This is a genomic window from Butyrivibrio hungatei DSM 14810, from assembly GCF_900143205.1.
GTDB classification, from domain to species: domain Bacteria; phylum Bacillota; class Clostridia; order Lachnospirales; family Lachnospiraceae; genus Butyrivibrio; species Butyrivibrio hungatei.
In genome coordinates this window covers 44,181-62,481 of the sequence record NZ_FRDH01000014.1, presented here as the reverse complement: position 1 = coordinate 62,481, position 18,301 = coordinate 44,181, and the positions used below count along the sequence as shown (strand labels likewise).

Below are 18,301 nucleotides of genomic sequence, written 5' to 3'. Positions count from 1 at the left end.
AAAATCACAATTATAATATAATTTTGACAAATATAACAAAAATTATGATAGAGAAGTTAGTACTAATAGATGATAAAATGAATAGAGACTTAACAATTGGGGTGCGACATTGAAAAGAAAATTTTTGACTCTGTTACTAAGTTTATTGATGATATTAAATCTTACTTCATGTAAAAATAGCGGTGAGGAAAGTGAGATATTATATGAAAATATTGAGGTTTCTCCTAAGATAGAAGCTTCTACTGAGAATAATACTCAGGAAAGTATTGAGGAAGAAAAACAGGAAAAAGTAGATAAGATATCTTTATATGAATCTAAATATGAGGAAGCTGGAATACGAAAAGAATCCTTGGAACTTATAGAAGATATCATAAACACTGACATTGAAAACGGTTTTACCAGTGCTCAGATAGCAGTTATGAAGGATGGAGAGCTTGTATTTGAGGATAGCTTTGGACTATTAAACAGTTATGATCAAAATGGGAAACGACTTACAAAAGGAGACAGTGTAACTAGCGATACCATGTATGACCTAGCCTCAATTTCCAAGATGATAGGCGTAAATTACCCCCTTCAAAAGCTCTTTTCAGAAGGCAAGATAAGCCTAGATGACAAGGTGACTGACTATCTTGGGGATGAATTCGTCGAAGATACTATCTTCATAGCATACGAGGGAGGCGAAGCTAAGGACTTAGAGACTATCAAGACTTGGAAAAAGAATCTTACTATAAAACAGCTCCTTCTCCATAGAGGCGGCTTTCCAGCTTCTCCCAAGTACTTTAACCCTTACGTTGACCAGATCAAGCAGGAATACAATCCTGAGATGAAAAATGAGCTCTTTTCATCATATGCTGGGGATGAAGCGGCAAAAGAAGCTACTATCAAAGCTATAAATAAGACACCTCTCATGTACGAGCCAGGAACCAGGACTGTTTACTCAGACGTTGACTACATGATCCTAGGTGTGATTGTTGAAAAGGTAAGCGGAAAGAGTCTTGATCAGTATTTAAAGGATGAGTTTGCAGAGCCTTTGGGACTTACGAGAGTAACCTACAATCCCCTTCAAAACGGGTTTACAAAAAAAGACTGCGCCGCTACTGAGCTAAACGGCAATACCAGAGATGGGTATGTGGATTTTGAAGGAATCCGCAAATATACTATCTGGGGCGAAGTACATGACGAAACAGCCTATTACTGTATGGGCGGCGTTTCAGGTCACGCTGGTATTTTTGCAAGTGCAACTGACCTTGCTAAGCTTGGAAATCTCATGATAGATGGAACAAGTGGCGGCAAGACATATTTTACAAAAGAAGCAATAGATACCTTCTTGTCATCGGAATATAGCGGGGATAATACCTGGGGCCTTGGCTGGTGGAAGCAGGGTAGCCAGAAAAGAGCCAGATACTTTGGAAGCCTTTGCAGTAATAATACCTTTGGACATCAGGGCTGGACGGGGACACTCCTTATGGTGGATCCAGAGGAAAGGCTTGTCATAGTTCTTTTGACAAATAAGATTAATTCACCTGTTACGGACAAAGAGAGCAATCCAAATAAGTTTGATGGAAACTGGTATACCACAGCAGGTCTTGGGTTTGCACCTGAGATAATTTATACTGGAATGGGGACTGATGAAGATATAACTGACACGCTCCTTGAAATCTGTGATAAGCTTATTACAGAGGCTGAGGGGAAGGTCAAGGACAGCTACAGCGATGATCACCCCGCAAGACTTAACTTAAAGAGCAAGAAAGAAGTTTATGAAAAAGCAAGCATACGGTGGAATAAGTAATATATCCAAGTATCTTTTGGAAAAATATGGTGACAAGCCAGTAATGGTCAAAAGAGGAAGGCCAATCGTCATGAACAGTCAGTCCATGGAGACTATAAGTGGCAGGCGCACCAGAAATTGCTCTGTTGTAGCGGTTACAAGAGTACTTGATTATTACCGCAGAACAGGTGCGGTTACAGGCGTTCCTGAAAATATCCAGGAAACCTATAAATTAGTAGAAGAGATCGCAGAATGCTATGGATACACAGATAAAAGAGGTACAGTTCCCTTTTTTATCTCAGGTATAGCTAGGGAAGCCTTCGGAGAGTACGGCGCCAAGGTCAGGTGTAAGGGCGTGTATGTCTGGAGTTTTGAAAAGCAGGTTGTGGACGAGATATCCCACGGAAGGCCTGTTATCATGAACATTGCCAGAGGTTTTTATAAGGACCACACCATAGTTGTGGTGGGATATAGCATCTGGCGAGTTGGAGACAAGCTCTATCCTATGCTCAGAGTTATTGACGGCTGGAAGAGCGGCTATCACTACATAGATTATGAGGCTTTTGCAAAAGATATATCGCAGTCAATATTTGGTTCATTTAACACGATTCATGTAAATGAGGGCAAAAAGTGAAGAAAAAGAGATTGGTGCTAGTCTTAGTACTGGCGGTGGCAATTGTAACAGCGCTTATTGTGGCTATTATCTTTACGAACCATAATTCTGTTCAGACAGGTAATCCCTCGAGAAGAGATGAAAGCGGGCAGAATCTATCTGACGATGACCTTTCGGCAGTTGATGGAAGCGAGAACTTTGCTGATCCGTCCAATAGCCCTATCTATTCATCTGAGGGTAAATCTTCGACACTTCTTGAAGGTTCCCTTATAGGAGAAGCCAATAATCCAATCTCAGAAAATGTTGAGACAGTCAGAAGAATAGTGATTCCAGAAGCAGTCACTATACTTGATGGCGACAATGTTGGATTTTACGCCAACGAAGACTTTAAGGATGTAATTCCTTCAGATGTATCAAGCTTTTCAGATACTGACCTTCCAGTTCAGTATGATTCCAGAAATTATGAAGGTAAATGCTACGTTACAGAAGTAGAAGATCAGGGCTATACCTATCTTTGCTGGTCTTATGCAGCAATCGGAGCAATAGAATCCGATATCTTGAAGCATTATTCAGATATTTCATATAAGGACCTTGATCTATCGGAGAAACACCTTGCCTATTACAACGTTCATAAGGCAGAAGACACGGTAAATAACGGCATTAAAGACGATTACAGAGAACTTGTTAATGCTGACAATGTAGAAGGAGCCTGGATCTTTGACTATGATACCAACTATGTGGCAGTTGGCGGCGTCAACAATTTCTGCATCAGCCTTTTGACAGCCTGGAAGGGCCCCGTTACAGAAGCCGACAATGATGCATTTCAGGCAATTTACGGTTCAGAGTATCTTTTTAAGAACAACACTTCACTTCCATCAAATGCCTATAACAGCGAGTATCACATTCAGGATGTCATAGAAGTATGCGCTTCAGAAGAAAATATAAGCCTTGTAAAGCAGATGGTCATGGAACACGGCGCAGCATCTATTGGTGTAAACGCCGACAGTAAGTTTTGGTCCAAAAATAAGGGAAGCCTTTATTCATACTTTAATGGCGAGATTCCTCCTACAGCCAATCACGAAGTTCTGATAGTTGGCTGGGATGATGATTACAGCGCTTCAAACTTTAGCCACAGACCCAAAGCTGACGGAGCCTGGATCTGCAAGAATAGCTGGGGAGAGGTTTCGGGAAAAGACGGATATTTTTACCTGTCCTACTACGACGAGACCGCAGCTATTAGTAATGCGGCGGCATATTCAGCAGTAAGGCCTGGTGCAAAGGGCTGGTACGACAATAACTATCAGGTGGCAGGCTTTATAACAAATGTCACCAGCACACTTGATGATGCTGAAAACTACGTGGTTACTTATTCAAGCTCCAAAAATCCTTATGGAGTAATATATGAAGCAAAGGGAAACGAGAATCTAGAAGCCTTTGGACTTATGGCAATAGATTCTTACCAGCAATATCAGGTAGAAATATATCTTAATCCTGTTACGGATGATGACAAGCTTAGTTTTGAAGATCTAGGAGAACCTTTTGTATCTCAGAAATTTTCTGCTATCGGCGGAGGCTATCACACCTTTGAACTAATGAGAAGCATCAGCCTCGAGGCGGGAGATAAATTCTTTATATTGATAAAACCTGAAACCAGCGGAAGGCTTGTTATGGAAGCAGCAGGGGATATGGTTTCGAAGCCTAACTATGACGAATGGAATAATCTTACCGGAAACTTCCATAATTATTACACTGCAAGTGGGCAGAGTTATTACATTTCCGATGATGGAAATGCCATGGAAGCGCAGCCTGACAAGGATTTCTTCATTAAGGCATATACGACAAATGGATAACTAATTATTAAAAATCTATAAATTTTATTTGATTTTTATAAACAAATATGTTATATTACTCACTGGTACTATTTGTCGATGGGATTCAGAAAGGTATATAGAAATGGCAAAAGTAGAGAAAGAGCTTGAAGAGATCACAACAACAGACAAGATTAAGGCTATGAAGGCCCTTAAGGATGCTGGATATAGAGTAGAAATGGCAGGAAGCGGTGTTCCTACGATCATCGTTACAAATGCAGATGAGATTGAAAAGTCTATCAAGACTATCAGAAGTTTATTAAAAGGAATCAGCTATGTAGGAAGTTTTGGAATCAGAGCTGTTAGAAAGACAGACATGATCGCTACAGATTCTGAAGAAGTAAAGACAGAAGAGCTCACAGCAATTTCTGCTTAAATAATTTAAGAAGCATAACACCATTAAAAAAACCACCTCGAAAGAGGTGGTACTTTTTTTGGGAGGAGGGGTCGATCGGTGGGGAGCCAATCGACCCGGTATGAAAAAAGTTTTGTTGGGGGAGTCAGAAGTTTTATACTTCTGATAGTAATATAATATATTCTAAATTTGGACAAAATATGGACGTTTTCTAAATAAAGCATAAATTAAATCGAAATAATAAATAACGTGTACACGTTATTTAGTTAATTCCAACTTACTATTTTTTATATTTACGAAATATTGTATAATACTATATATTGATGTACATGCTCAATTGACACACGTAAAGACATTTAAAGAAGGAGCATATATGGATCCAAGTTTTGTTATCAGCCGTTTAACTACAGGAGATTGTGCAGCAGCAGCCGCAAGAGCTGCCGCAGTTTGTCTGCTCTTTAAAACGGATTATGAATATGTATCTATCCAACATGGAGATAATAGTCCCAGGACTATTTCTGTATATCAGGTATCTTCGGCTTGTAATGACGAATCAGCCCATTACTATGCCATTATGGAAGGTGGCAATCCACCTGACATCAGAGAAAAGGCTGAGATTCACGTAACAGTTTCCAAAATTAAAAATTTATATGACGTAAGCGATAATGCTCATATCGACATGAGATATGGGAATCTTTTCTTGTGTGGCGGCGAAGGAATCGGCACTGCGCAGATGGATACTGCTGACATCAAAAAAGGTGAACCTCTTATCGAGAAAAATGCCAGAAAACTCATATTTGATGCAGTTGGAGAAGCCTGCGAGATCTCAGATGGAGCTCAGCTCCTTCAGATTACAGTCAGCTGCCCTGATGGAATGATGATAGCAGCCAAGCAGACTATGGGACAGAACATGTTTACTGGTGGCATCTCGATTCTTGGTGATTACGGCAGGATTTTTAGAATCCATCAAAGGGACATTACAAGTTCAATTGCAGATCAGGTCAAGAAACAGGCAAATCTTGGGGTTAAAAACTTCCTTGTAGCTCCAGGTAATTACTGTGCAAAAGAAATAAATGACAGCCTTCACGTATCTCTTAAGACTGCAGTTAGATGTTTTAACTATCCAGGTGACGCAATCGATGCTATAGTTGCAAATGGCGGCGAGAACATGCTTCTTGTAGGAAATGTAGGTAAACTCGTTAAGCTTGCGGCAGGTATCATGAATACTAATTCCTATGCATCTGACGCCAGAAGAGAGATCTTTTCCGCACATACAGCAATAGTGGGCGGAACCTCTAGTCAGGTCAGAACAGTCATGGGATGCAATACAACAGATGAGATTCTTGCACTACTTGATTCATGGGGCATTAGGGATAAAGTAATGTCAAGCATCATGTTAGAGATATCAAACGCTGTTTATAGAAGGAGCCATGGCAAGCTCAAGTTTGGCGTTGCGCTTTTTTCAAAAGAATTTGGACTTTTGGGACAGACTGATGATACCAGAAATGTACTGGTCAAGGTATCTCAGGAGCAATATGCATTATCACTTAAGTTAAAATGATATAGTAGGAGATGTAGACGTATGAAAAATATTCTTTTTGTGGCATCAGAAGGGGTTCCTTTCATAAAAACAGGTGGACTTGCTGACGTAGTAGGTTCTCTTCCTAAGGATATCGATAAACGATATTTCGATGTCAGGGTGGTGTTGCCACTGTATAAGTGCATTAGCCAGCCAATGAAAGACAAAATGGAGTATGTCTCAAATTTCTACATGGATTTCCATTGGAAAAATGAATATGTAGGAATCTTTAAAGCAGAAATTGACGGAATTAAGTATTATTTTATTGATAACGAATTCTTTTTTAACGGAATGAAGCCCTATGGCGACGACGTTATTTTTGAGATAGAGAAGTTCGCCTTCTTTTCTAAGGCAGCTCTTTCTATACTTCCTGTTATTGACTTTAGACCAGATATCATCCACTGCCATGACTGGCAGACAGGACTTGTGCCGGTTTATTTAAAAGAGAGATTCCAGGGAAGTGAGTTCTATAGAGGAATTAAGGCTGTTATGACTATCCACAACCTTAAGTTCCAGGGTAAGTATGACATTAAGACAGTTCAGGATATCACAGGTCTGCCAGATTATTACTTTTCACCTGATAAGCTTGGCCTATACAAGGATGCAAACCTTTTAAAGGGAGGAATTGTCTACTCAGATGCCATTACTACAGTTAGTAAGGCTTACGCAGAGGAAATCAAGACAGAGTTCTATGGTGAAGAGCTGGACGGACTCCTTCGTGCAAGGGCTAATGACCTTAGAGGTATCGTAAACGGCATCGACTACGATGAATTCAATCCTGAGACCGATAAGTATATTCCTTACAACTACAACGCCATCAACTTCCGCAAGGAGAAGGTCAAGAATAAAAAGGCTCTGCAAAAAGAACTGGGGCTTAAGGAAGATGAGAAGGTCATGATGATCGGTATCGTCTCAAGGCTTACTGATCAGAAGGGCTTTGATCTTATCAACTACGTTCTTGATGAGCTTTGTCAGGATGCAATTCAGCTTGTAGTTTTGGGAACAGGTTCTGAGCAGTACGAGAACTCTTTTAGACACTTTGATTGGAAGTACAATGACAAAGTTTCAGCAAATATCTATTATTCTGAACCTATGTCACACAAGATATATGCGGCTTCTGACGTATTCCTTATGCCATCACTTTTTGAACCCTGTGGACTTTCTCAGCTAATGGCGTTAAGATATGGTACAATACCGATTGTAAGACAGACAGGCGGACTTATTGATACCGTTGAGCCTTACAACAAATTTGAAAGCACAGGAACAGGTTTTGGCTTCCTCAACTACAATGCTCACGAGATGCTTGGTACAATCCGCGAAGCAGAGCATGTGTATTATGATCAGAAGCGCGAATGGAATAAGATGATCGATCGTGCCATGGCAGTTGACTTCTCATGGAAGGTTTCCGCTGAGAAGTATCAGGAAATGTACGATTGGCTGAAACCTTAATGATTATTTATGAATAGACAGGAAAATTCAAAGAAAAATCTATTAAAGCAGGCTGGTATTCTTGCGATAGCTGGTATTATCTCAAGAGTTATCGGCCTGTTATATGGTAGTCCACTGGCAGCAATAATAGGAGATGAAGGAAATGGCTATTATGGAGCTGCTTATAATGTTTATACCATTATTCTTTTAATATCTGCATATAGCATTCCATCTGCTATGTCCAAGATTATCTCAGGTAAACTCGCGGTAAAAGAGTATAGGAACGCACACAGGATCTTTAAATGCGCTCTTGTATATGTTTCAATCGTAGGCGGAATCGGAAGTTTCATTTTGTTCTTTGGAGCAGATATTCTGGCAACCGGTAATTCTGCACTTGTTCTTAGATTTTTTGCACCAACGATCTTCATATTTGGCTTCCTTGGTGTCCTCAGAGGCTATTTCCAGGCCCACAGGACAATGGTTCCAACATCCATTTCTCAGCTTATCGAGCAGATTCTCAACGCTATAGTCAGCGTCGGCGGAGCCCTTATTCTTACTAATATTGCGGGCAATGAAGATACTACCAAAAGAGCTGTCTACGGAGCCATTGGTAGTGCCATCGGTACAGGTTCAGGAGTTGTCATAGCTCTTTTGTTCATGTACTTTGTATACTGTGTTAACAGAAAAGGAATTCATAGGAGAGTAAATGCAGATACCCATGAAGATATGCCATCCTCTGAGATATTCAGGATGATCCTCATGATCGTTACGCCTTTCATTATCAGTACTGCAATCTACAATCTTTCTTCATACCTGAATAATGTTTTCTTTAACAGGATCCTTATGCATGTGAGAAATATTGATGAGCAGAAGGTTGCAACTATGTATGGAATCTTCATTAGAAAGTCCATGCTCATTACAAATATTCCTATAGCTTTTGCCAGCGCAGCAGCTTCTGCTATGATGCCAGAGCTCTCAGCAGCATTTTCAAAGGGAGATAAAGCTGAAGTTAGAGATATTGTCTCAAGGGTTCTTCGAGTGATCTACATGATCTCAGCACCATGTGCTGTTGGTCTTTTTGCCCTTGCAAGACCAGTAGTTACAATTCTGTTCCCACAGAAGTCTTCTATAGGAGAGGCTTCAATGCTACTTATGGTTCTGTCTGTGACAGTAATCTTTTATTCAATATCAACTGTAACAAACGCAGTACTTCAAGGAATAGGTCAGCTTATTGCACCTGTTATCAATGCAGCACTTTCACTTGTTGCTCAGGCAGCTATACTGGTGCCACTTCTCTTATACACTGATCTTAATGATATCGCACTTTGTATCGTGACTATTGTTTATTCACTTATGATGTGCGTACTCAATAATGTTGTAATGAAAAAGCATATTCGTGTTCGAAACGACTTCAAAAAGGCGTACATTCTTCCAACAATTTCAGCAGTAGTCATGGGCGGCGTAGCTTTTGGAGTATATAAGCTCTTTGAATTTTTGTTTGGTCTCTTTGTGCCTAGCTGGTACTTCGTGAATCTCTTTGCAACTATGTTTGCAGTTGCCGCCGCAATTCCAGCCTACTTCGTAGTGCTCATCAAGTCCGGCGGCGCAACAGAAGATGATATCAAGCGTTTCCCTAAGGGTACAGCAATCGTGAGGTTGCTCAAGAAGTTTAGGGTGATGTAAGCTTTATGGCCCTTGTCTTTGTAAATGAAGGCAATATGACAAGATTTCTCTTAATTCTTTACCCTTTTGGCCTATTTTAGCCCCTTTTTGCAAGTTTTATTTTCAATAGCGAGGCGGTTTTGAAAAAACTTTACCCCTAATCACGAATTTAGGGGTAAAAAACGAATTCTTAAGCAATCTTAAGAAATTCCTACAATAAATCTTAAGATTTATCTGCTACACTAATATTTGAGCTCATTCAGAGCGAAATGCAACTTTCTGTTGCAAAGGCGATTTATGCCGACAATCCCATAATCTGCTACAAAAGAGTTAGTTGTTGATAAAAAAAGGCGGTGATATAATTACAATGACTGAAAGCGAAAAACAGCGAGTGGACTGGCATTCCGGATTTGAAGGTGGCTTGATGCTGAGCTTGCGCGCTTATGCAAAAGATATTGAGGTGGAGCGTGAACATCCTCTTTCAAGCGAGCCACTCAGAATTGACTATCTAGTTATCAAGAAGCGCCACGATGTTTATGTTGATAATGCAATCGGGCGAGATTACAGGACTTACAATATCATTGAGTACAAGAACCCAAATGATGAGCTCAATGTTGATGTTCTGTGGAAGGTGATTGGATATACTTGTATCTTCAAAAGCCTTGGAAAGACGGTCGATGAGATCAAAGCAAGCGAGATAACAATATCGATATTTAGAGCGGCCAAGCCAGTTAAGTTATTTAAGAATTTAAGAGAAAAAGGTGTGAGAGTCGAAGAGCAGGACCCTGGTGTATACAAGGTTTACGGAATGATAGACATTCCGATATCCGTTGTTGTCATCAGTGAGCTCAGAGATTCAAGTTTAAAAGCTTTATCTGTAATGAGAAAGAAAGCAGATGAAGATACAGTAAGACAATTCCTTGAAGAGGCAAGTAAATACACTGAGCCAGGAGACAAGCGTTTTGCTGACGCGGTGCTACAGATCAGTACCATGAGCAACAAGGAACTGTATGATAAGCTGAAAGGAGATACTAGTATGTGTGAAGCATTGAGAGAACTTATGGCTGATGAACTTAAGGATGCCGAGAACAAAGGCGTTGAACTGGGTATAGAAAAGGGAATAGTACAGGGTATAGAGCAAGGAATAGAACAAGGAATAGAACAAGGAATAGAACAGAGAGACTTTGATAAGATTTCTGACATGCTCCGAAGAGGAAAAAAGCCAGAAGAGATCGCGGAATTCTGTGACTATCCATTAGATCAAATCTTGGACGTACAGAACAAATTAAAATAATCCAAATGGGTAAAGAATAAGCAAAAACATGTAAATATAGACAAAAAAGGCGACAAAACTGTTGCCAAGAATAAAAAGACTTCTACCATCTTGGTAGAAGCCTTTTTACATTACATTGCTCCAAGTAAAAAATGAGCCCTAACCTCCGTCCCTAGGTCTCAAAAAATGGTCCACTAACCCCGTCCCCTAGGTCCATTTCGGAAGTCAACCTTAGCAGCAGTAGCCGATGAGAAGCTTCAGCGTATTCTCTGCGCCGTCGCGGTGGCTGCGTTCGTAGCCGTGAGATGCATAGACACCTGCGCCGATGAGACCGTGGCGTAGGTCATTGCCGGAGCGGAGAGTAGCTTCAACGTCGCTGCCGTAATGAGGGTAAATGTCTACAGCGTAGTCAGCGCCTGTGTCCTTGGCAGCTTTCATAAGAGCCTGAACGATAGGATAGCTGTAAGGGCCGCCGCTGTCCTTGGCGCAGATAGAAACCTGACGCTCTGTGCAGGTAAGACCATCGCCAACACAACCCATGTCTACTGATATAGCTTCTGTGCAGCCTTCAGGAACTGAGCCGCATCCGCCGTGTCCAACTTCCTCAAATACAGTAATATGAGCATAAAGAGCTCTCTTAGGAGTGATCTTGTTCTCCTTGATATACTTAGCAAGACCAAGAAGGATTCCTACGCTAAGCTTGTCGTCAAGGAAACGGGACTTGATGTAGCCAGACTTGGTAACGCGAACATTAGGTTCAAAGCAAACAATGTCGCCAACAGAGATGCCGAGCTTTTCAACATCTTCCTTAGAATTAACATCCTCATCAAGGACAATTTCGCAGCTCTCCCAAGTTCTCTTGGTATCATCGTAGTCGCCATTCACATGGATAGAAGCGTTGTTTAGCTGGAAAGTACCCTCATAGATGCCATTAAACTTAGTAACAACGCGGACATTCTCAGTCTCAGCATTGTTAGGGTTCATGCCACCAAGGTTTGTAAGCTGGAGACGGCCATTTGACTTGATAGTAGCAACCATACCTCCCAGAGTATCTGTGTGAGCCTCGAGTAAAAGACCATTTTTCTTGTCTTTACCTGTAAGATCAACGATAACGCCGCCCTTGTTAGTGAGAGTAGCCTTAAAACCAAGATTTTCAAATTCCTTCTTGACCCAAGCTGCAGCCTCCTCAGTGTAGCCGGTAGGAGAGTCAATGTTTAGAAGATCTGAAGTCTCTTTGACAATAAAGTCTGTGTACTTTTTAAGATTCAATTTTTTCATTTGTTTTCTCCTTCATTTATAAGTCTAAGTCCCGAAATGTCAGGAGCTATAGCCATAGAATAATTAGTGTAATATACCACAAAACCAGGCTTTGCGCCGTTTGGCTTTTTGACATCCTTGCGTTTAAGATAGTCAATCTCAACCTTTTCCTGGTTCTTGCCCTTTGAATAGTAGGCAGCAAGAGCCGCAGCCTCCTCGAAGGCTCTGTCAGGCACCTCCTTACCCCCTGTTAAAAGAACTACGTGTGACCCTGCAATCTTCTTGGAATGGAACCACCAGTCGCCCCCGTTAGCCATCTTGAAAGTAAGCTCATCATTCTGAAGATTGTTTTTACCCACATATATGTCAAAACCATCAGAGCTCACATAGTGTAAAGGTTTTGAAGTAACCTTGTCCCTTCGGCCCTTCTTGCCATTGTAGTGAGCCTTAAGATATCCGCTATCAACAAGCTCCTGCCTTATCTGAGCAAGGTCAGCCTCATTTTCTGCAATCTCAAGAGCTGACTCTATTGATTCAAGCTGTGAAACCGCCTCCGAAACTTCTTTGATCTGTTCATCAAGAGCCTCAGCGGTACGCTTAAGCTTGGTATATTTGTCAAAATACTTCTTGGCATTCTGATTAGGTGAAAGAGTAGGATCAAGAGGAATCGTCACATCCTCCCCGGTGTTGTAGTCATTCACTGTGATAGACTTATCACCCTCCTTGGCGCTGTAACCATAAACAGTAAGAAGTTCGCCGTAAACCCTGTATTTGTCTTTCTTTTCGCTATCAGCAAGCTGCTTGGTCTGAAGGTCAAGCTTACGGACATTACGTTCAAGGGCAGTCTGGACGATCTTGCGAAGGTCAACAGACTTCTGGCGTATCCTAGTAGCCACGTCTTTCTCAGCATAATACTGCAAGATCAACTCAGATATATCACCCACTTCCACACACTCAAACCTACCAGAAATTCCTCCCACAGCATCAACAGAACCATCCACAGAATCATCAACAGATTCCCCATCAGAAGCTCCATATATCTTTAGAGGAATAGAAGAGTATTCTTTAGGAACTCCCTCTTCATATATTATCTGAGGCACAAACTCTCCATTTCTTACAATACTCATAACCTCATCAAAAGCCTTGTAAACCGCGATAGCCTCCGCCGTCTCAAGCGCAATAGCAGACTTATCCGCGTCCACACTAGCTCTATAGCAAATCTCTTGAGCAATAATAGGACTAAGACCAGTATATGAACCATAAATAGCTTTAAATATAGGCATCCCCTTACTCAGAACACAGGATGAAAATTCATCTGCAGAAGTCTCAAGAGGATTGCACTTATCCTGACTTGGAATAAAGTACTTCCTGCCAGGCAAAACCTCACGGACAGAACTTACTGAAGCAGGGATATGCTTGATAGAGTCAATGATCACATCCTCCTCATCAGTAAATATGATGTTACTGTACTTGCCCATGATTTCGATGATAAGAGTCTTGTGACGAAGATCCCCCATTTCATCAAGGTGCTCAACCTCCATCCTGATGACCCTCTCAAGGCCCCCAGGCTGAGTCACAGACACAATGCGGCCATTCTGTATGTGTTTACGAAGCAGCATACAGAAATTAGGCGCAGTCATAGGTGAGTTCTTGTTGTCATCAGTCATGTAAACAAGAGGAAGAGTAGCATCAGAAGACAGCACAAGCCTCTTTTGCTTGATACCATATTTGTCCGCATTCTCATAGGACAACTTAACGGTGATAACAAGCTCATCACTTTCCGGCTGAGCAATCTTATATATACGTCCACCCACAAGGTAGTCGCTTAAATCTTTGGTAAGATTTGCAATTGTAATTCCATCAAAAGCCATAATAAAAAACCTTTCTAAAATAGAACAGGAATACCGTAGAAATCCTATTCAATAAAAAACATATTCAGTATAGCATAGAATCAGCTTGTAAGCCCTAATTTAAGTTAAAAAATTCTTCTTGTAAACGCTTACATTTCTATGCTATAACTTATTATGAAAAATAACATTTGAAACAACAATGTAAGAGGTTACATTTTAAGGAGGATATAGCAATGGAACAATTAAACTATGATGTCTTATCAAGATCAGGCTACGAAGGCTTCATCCAGAAGGAAGCTCCAGTCAAGGTGCTCCAGTTCGGCGAAGGCAATTTCCTTAGAGCCTTTGTAGATTACTTTTTTGACATCAGCAATGAGAAGGCAGGCTTTAACGGCAAGGTAGCCCTGGTGCAGCCAATCGCCCAGGGCCTCACAGACCTCATCAACAAGCAGGAAGGTCTCTACACCCTGTACCTTCGTGGCAGCGAGAACGGTCAGAAGGTCGATATGAAAAGAGTCATCTCAGCCGTAGACTGTTGCCTCAACCCATACAATAAGAGTGACTACGACAAGATGATGGAGATCGCAGCAAGCGACGACCTTGATATCATCGCATCCAATACTACAGAAGCAGGTATCGCCTATGATCCAGCCTGCAACTTCGCAGATACTCCAGCAAGCAGCTTTCCTGGTAAGCTCACTCAGGTCCTCTATACCAGATTTAAGGCTGGCAAGAAAGGCGTAGTAGTTCTTTCCTGCGAGCTCATTGATAATAATGGAAAAGAGCTCCTTAAGTGCGTAAATCAGTACATCGACCAGTGGAACCTTGAAAGCGACTTCAAGACCTGGGTGAATAAAGAAAATATCTTTTGCTCAACCCTTGTAGATAGGATAGTTCCAGGTAGGATCCGCGACGAAAAGGAAGTAGCAAAGCTCGAAGAAGCAAACGGCTACCATGACGAACTAATCGACGTAGGTGAGATCTTTGGCGTGTGGATCATTGAAGGCCCACAGGAACTTGAAGATAGACTCCCATTTAAAAAAGCCGGCGTAAACGTCCACGTTGTTCCAGACGTTATGCCATACAAGCACAGAAAGGTTAGGATCCTAAACGGCGCTCACACAGGCTTTGTCCTTGGAGCATACCTTGCTGGCTTTGATATCGTAAGAGACTGCATGCACAATGAGACAGTAGCAGGCTTCATGAACAAGATGTTAAACGAAGAAGTTATCCCAACCCTCGTAGATCACCTTGATGAGAACGACCTCAATAACTTCGCTACAGCAGTTAAGGATAGATTCAATAACCCATTCGTAAACCATGAGCTCATGTCAATTTCCCTTAACTCAACAAGTAAGTGGAAAGCCCGCAACATGCCATCATTCCTGCAGTACATTGACAAGAATCATAAACTCCCAACTTGCCTTACAATGTCGCTTGCAGCTTATATCGCATTTTATTCAAATGATGTTCAGGAGCTCACTGAGGCTGGCCTTGTATGTAAGAGACCAAAAGGCAATACCTACACAGTAAGCGATAATAGATGGGCTCTTGAATTCTACTATGAACACAGAAATGATTCAGAAAAAGACCTTGTGGCAGCAGTACTTGGTAATGAAAAGATGTGGGATCAGGACCTTAACAAGATCGAAGGCCTCACAGAGAAAGTAACAGAAAACTTACATCTCATCAGAACAGAAGGCGCAGAAAAAGCTTACGCTTCCTGCCTATAAAATTCCATGCTATAATATTGCCTGTTGCGATTAAAAATAGATGAGGTAAATAATGAGTATTTTAAACGTTGAACACTTAACTCACGGTTTTGGTGATAGAGCAATATTTGATGATGTGTCTTTTAGACTGTTAAAAGGCGAACATATCGGCCTAGTAGGAGCTAACGGCGAAGGTAAGTCAACCTTTATGAATATCATAATAGGTAAGCTCATGCCAGATGCCGGCAAGATCGAGTGGGCCAAGAATGTAAAGGTAGGCTATCTTGATCAGCACGCAGTCCTCCATGAAGGCATGACCATCAGGGACGTGCTGGCATCAGCCTACGAGCCACTTTATGACATGGAGCGCAGGATGAACGAGATCTGCGACGCCATGGGTGAAGCTGATGAAAAGACCCTTGAAGAGTACATGGAAGAGCTTGGAACCATTCAGGACCTTCTCACCAACCACGACTTCTACCTTATAGATTCCAAGATAGAAGAGGTTTCAAGAGCACTGGGCTTTTTGGACCTTGGTCTTGATAGAGATGTTACAGAGCTTTCCGGAGGTCAGAGGACCAAGATCCTCCTTGCTAAGCTTCTTTTGGAAAAGCCTGATATCCTTCTCCTAGACGAGCCTACCAACTACCTGGATGCAGAGCACATCGTATGGCTCACCAGATACCTTCAGGAATATGAGAACGCTTTTATCCTCATATCTCATGACATTCCATTCCTCAATAGCGTAGTCAACATCATCTACCACATGGATGGCCAGACTCATACCCTTGAGAGATACGTTGGTGACTACGACAAGTTCATGGAAGTCTATGAGATGAAAAAAGCTCAGAGAGAAGCAGCATATAATAGGCAGCAGCAGGAGATCGCAGAACTAAAGGACTTCGTTGCAAGAAATAAGGCCCGCGTTGCCACCAGAAACATGGCAATGGCAAGGCAAAAGAAATTAGACAGCATGGACATTATTGAAAAGGTTCAGGAAAAGCCAAAGCCAGAGTTTAATTTCAAAGTTGCCAAAACTCCAGGTAAGATGATCTTTGAGACAAAAGACCTTGTGATAGGCTATGATGAACCACTTTCATCTCCGCTTAATATCAACATGGAGAGAAACTCTAGGATCGTCCTTGTAGGAGCTAACGGTATCGGTAAGACAACACTCCTTAAGAGCATCCTGGGCCTCATCCCAGCCATCAGCGGCTCCGTAGAACTTGGAGAAAACGTAGAGATCGGTTATTTCCAGCAGGAGATGGATCCTAACATAGAAACAACCTGTATGGAAGAAATCTGGCAGGAATTCCCAGGCTTCTCTCAGTATGAAGTTCGCTCAGCCCTTGCTAAGTGCGGCCTCACAACCAAGCACATCGAAAGCAAGTGCAAAGTCTTATCAGGTGGTGAACAGGCAAAGGTTCGCCTGTGCAAGCTCATCAACCGCGAGTCAAATCTCTTAGTTCTCGACGAGCCAACAAACCACCTAGACGTAGATGCCAAGGACGAACTCAAAAGAGCCCTCAAAGAATATAAGGGCAGCATCCTCATGGTATGCCATGAACCAGATTTCTACGAGGATATTGCTACAGAGATTGTGGACTGTTCTAAGTGGACAACGAGAATTTAATAGTTTTATAGAGTATAGTATGGAGCCAGCCCTGAAAGGGGCTGGTTTTTTGGTGGGCGATTTATAGGATAAATGATGAATTAGAATTTTAACATGGTATTAAATAGCTGCTCAATAGAGTATGGGAAACAGCTTAACAGGAGGATAAAGAAATGAAGAAAAATAATGAATATTGTGCTTGCTCAGGAAGAAGAACTATTACCACGGGATTCGAAGATGATTTTGGTTATTGGGATGTATGTACTAATTGTGGTAAGAAGCTTGAAGATGGGTACCACTATTACAACCATTATGATGGCGAAGATCATGAAGTGTTCTGGGGCCCGAATGGAGATATTATTGATTAAATTTGACTTTTTTTGACTTAATTAAGGGACTACTGGCAAATGTCAGTGGTCTCTTATCTGCAAAATAAACTAATTGCATCATCATTTTAGTAAAGGGTATGTTATAATAAAAAGTAGCGCAATTATGGGAGTTGACGCACTTTTCAGTGCAATTATTCGACCTTCAAAATGGTTGAATGTAATTGGAGAAAAAGGAACAGTATAAATATATGAAGGGAGAAGTGGTGGTTGATTTTTTATTAAGCAATATTGCAAGTGCCATATTTGGTTCGGTATTTACGTCAGTGATTGATTTTTTCAAAAATACGAAAGGTTATATAAAAATATGGTTTGGATTGCTGGGGCATAGAAAAGAAAGAATAAGATTTAGTTGTGGATATCTGTTTCGTATAAAAATGGATAATAAATATCTATTAATTAAAGGAAAAAGAATTGAGCAGTTTCAACCTATTGGGGGAGTCTATAAGTATTACTCTTCATTTAATGACATCAAAAATAGTTTGAATATAACGGAAGAACAAAATTCAATTTTTTATGAAGATGGGGACTTACGAGTATATGTTCCTGGTAAAAATGTCTTAAAGTTTATCCGTTGGTTCAATTCTGGGAAAAATAGGGAAGTTAATGTAACACGGGAATTTTATGAAGAACTTGTAGTTCCAGGATATATACCAGAAAATGCAATAATAAATGCGAAATTTGAGTTTATTAAACAGGCAGAATGTAAACTTGGGTATTCGAATGCATTTAGATGTAAAGAAGTCTTGATTCACAATATTTATGAAGTTACTTTTTCTGATTCTACATATCTGGAAAAGCTGAATAATGTCATTAATCAGGGCGAGAAGAGTTTACGTTTTGTATCTCAGAGTGATATTGAGCGTGAAGCAGTAGAGGTTAATGGCGTAGAAAACAAAATTGGAGCGCATGCAAAAAATGTAGTTTAGAAAGAGGGG

General features: G+C 41.0%; 14 protein-coding genes. 12 read left to right on the top strand and 2 right to left on the bottom strand.

All coding sequences use genetic code 11. From position 1 onward, the window contains the following. Window positions 1-109 precede the first annotated feature (109 nt). The 8 genes from pbp4b (at window position 110) to BUA02_RS14240 (ending at window position 10,567) form a co-directional block, all read left to right on the top strand. Window positions 110-1,789: a penicillin binding protein PBP4B gene (gene pbp4b, locus BUA02_RS14275; protein ID WP_207647725.1), complete on the top strand. Its 1,680-nt coding sequence runs from the start codon at window positions 110-112 to the stop codon at window positions 1,787-1,789. Then, the gene (locus tag BUA02_RS14270) at window positions 1,758-2,402 is read left to right on the top strand and encodes a C39 family peptidase (RefSeq protein WP_072705423.1); all 645 of its coding nucleotides are present in this window, start codon (window positions 1,758-1,760) and stop codon (window positions 2,400-2,402) included. The genes pbp4b and BUA02_RS14270 overlap by 32 nt, the downstream gene beginning before the upstream one ends. Continuing rightward, complete coding sequence (locus BUA02_RS14265) at window positions 2,399-4,231, top strand: C1 family peptidase (protein ID WP_072705422.1); 1,833 nt, start codon at window positions 2,399-2,401, stop codon at window positions 4,229-4,231. The genes BUA02_RS14270 and BUA02_RS14265 overlap by 4 nt, the downstream gene beginning before the upstream one ends. Before the next feature lie 103 nt (window positions 4,232-4,334). Further along, entirely contained in the window at window positions 4,335-4,625 is a 291-nt protein-coding gene (locus BUA02_RS14260) for a hypothetical protein (protein ID WP_071175919.1), read from the top strand. Between the two features lie 352 nt (window positions 4,626-4,977). Continuing rightward, window positions 4,978-6,165 carry a cobalt-precorrin-5B (C(1))-methyltransferase CbiD gene (cbiD, locus tag BUA02_RS14255; protein WP_072705421.1) on the top strand — a complete coding sequence of 396 codons (1,188 nt, stop codon included), beginning with the start codon at window positions 4,978-4,980 and terminating at the stop codon, window positions 6,163-6,165. A 21-nt stretch (window positions 6,166-6,186) separates the two neighbouring features. Beyond that, window positions 6,187-7,632 (top strand): glycogen synthase GlgA, encoded by a 1,446-nt coding sequence (glgA, locus tag BUA02_RS14250; protein WP_071175921.1) that lies wholly within the window; start codon window positions 6,187-6,189, stop codon window positions 7,630-7,632. A 9-nt stretch (window positions 7,633-7,641) separates the two neighbouring features. Continuing rightward, entirely contained in the window at window positions 7,642-9,294 is a 1,653-nt protein-coding gene (locus BUA02_RS14245) for a putative polysaccharide biosynthesis protein (protein ID WP_072705420.1), read from the top strand. Window positions 9,295-9,640: 346 nt separating this feature from the next. Further along, window positions 9,641-10,567: a hypothetical protein gene (locus tag BUA02_RS14240; RefSeq protein WP_143147439.1), complete on the top strand. Its 927-nt coding sequence runs from the start codon at window positions 9,641-9,643 to the stop codon at window positions 10,565-10,567. Between the two features lie 210 nt (window positions 10,568-10,777). Here BUA02_RS14240 and BUA02_RS14235 read toward each other — a convergent pair whose 3' ends face one another. Further along, on the bottom strand, window positions 10,778-11,824 hold the full coding sequence (locus BUA02_RS14235) for a M42 family metallopeptidase (protein ID WP_072705418.1): 1,047 nt from the start codon (window positions 11,822-11,824) through the stop codon (window positions 10,778-10,780). Beyond that, window positions 11,821-13,674, bottom strand: coding sequence for an Rqc2 family fibronectin-binding protein (locus BUA02_RS14230; protein ID WP_072705417.1), 1,854 nt, complete (start codon window positions 13,672-13,674; stop codon window positions 11,821-11,823). The genes BUA02_RS14235 and BUA02_RS14230 overlap by 4 nt, the downstream gene beginning before the upstream one ends. A gap of 212 nt (window positions 13,675-13,886) precedes the next feature. On the opposite strand from BUA02_RS14230, the gene BUA02_RS14225 reads away from it, so the two are divergent. The 4 genes from BUA02_RS14225 to BUA02_RS14210 all read left to right on the top strand — a co-directional run bounded on the left by BUA02_RS14225 (window position 13,887) and on the right by BUA02_RS14210 (window position 18,292). Further along, window positions 13,887-15,386 (top strand): tagaturonate reductase, encoded by a 1,500-nt coding sequence (locus BUA02_RS14225; RefSeq protein ID WP_072705416.1) that lies wholly within the window; start codon window positions 13,887-13,889, stop codon window positions 15,384-15,386. 52 nt (window positions 15,387-15,438) lie between these two features. Beyond that, window positions 15,439-16,998 carry an ABC-F family ATP-binding cassette domain-containing protein gene (locus BUA02_RS14220; protein ID WP_072705415.1) on the top strand — a complete coding sequence of 520 codons (1,560 nt, stop codon included), beginning with the start codon at window positions 15,439-15,441 and terminating at the stop codon, window positions 16,996-16,998. 152 nt (window positions 16,999-17,150) lie between these two features. Continuing rightward, window positions 17,151-17,345, top strand: a complete 195-nt coding sequence (locus tag BUA02_RS14215; protein ID WP_072705414.1) for a hypothetical protein — start codon at window positions 17,151-17,153, stop codon at window positions 17,343-17,345. 209 nt (window positions 17,346-17,554) lie between these two features. Beyond that, window positions 17,555-18,292: an SMODS-associated NUDIX domain-containing protein gene (locus tag BUA02_RS14210; RefSeq protein ID WP_083572784.1), complete on the top strand. Its 738-nt coding sequence runs from the start codon at window positions 17,555-17,557 to the stop codon at window positions 18,290-18,292. Window positions 18,293-18,301: the final 9 nt, after the last annotated feature.

Excerpts from the sequence above, each read along its gene's own strand:
- glgA (WP_071175921.1), top strand. The coding sequence starts at position 6,187 with ATGAAAAATATTCTTTTTGTGGCATCAGAAGGGGTTCCTTTCATAAAA.
- BUA02_RS14240 (WP_143147439.1), top strand. The coding sequence starts at position 9,641 with ATGACTGAAAGCGAAAAACAGCGAGTGGACTGGCATTCCGGATTTGAA.
- BUA02_RS14260 (WP_071175919.1), top strand. The coding sequence starts at position 4,335 with ATGGCAAAAGTAGAGAAAGAGCTTGAAGAGATCACAACAACAGACAAG.
- BUA02_RS14230 (WP_072705417.1), bottom strand. The coding sequence starts at position 13,674 with ATGGCTTTTGATGGAATTACAATTGCAAATCTTACCAAAGATTTAAGC.
- BUA02_RS14245 (WP_072705420.1), top strand. The coding sequence starts at position 7,642 with ATGAATAGACAGGAAAATTCAAAGAAAAATCTATTAAAGCAGGCTGGT.
- BUA02_RS14220 (WP_072705415.1), top strand. The coding sequence starts at position 15,439 with ATGAGTATTTTAAACGTTGAACACTTAACTCACGGTTTTGGTGATAGA.
- BUA02_RS14225 (WP_072705416.1), top strand. The coding sequence starts at position 13,887 with ATGGAACAATTAAACTATGATGTCTTATCAAGATCAGGCTACGAAGGC.
- BUA02_RS14215 (WP_072705414.1), top strand. The coding sequence starts at position 17,151 with ATGAAGAAAAATAATGAATATTGTGCTTGCTCAGGAAGAAGAACTATT.
- BUA02_RS14210 (WP_083572784.1), top strand. The coding sequence starts at position 17,555 with ATGAAGGGAGAAGTGGTGGTTGATTTTTTATTAAGCAATATTGCAAGT.
- BUA02_RS14235 (WP_072705418.1), bottom strand. The coding sequence starts at position 11,824 with ATGAAAAAATTGAATCTTAAAAAGTACACAGACTTTATTGTCAAAGAG.
- cbiD (WP_072705421.1), top strand. The coding sequence starts at position 4,978 with ATGGATCCAAGTTTTGTTATCAGCCGTTTAACTACAGGAGATTGTGCA.
- BUA02_RS14270 (WP_072705423.1), top strand. The coding sequence starts at position 1,758 with ATGAAAAAGCAAGCATACGGTGGAATAAGTAATATATCCAAGTATCTT.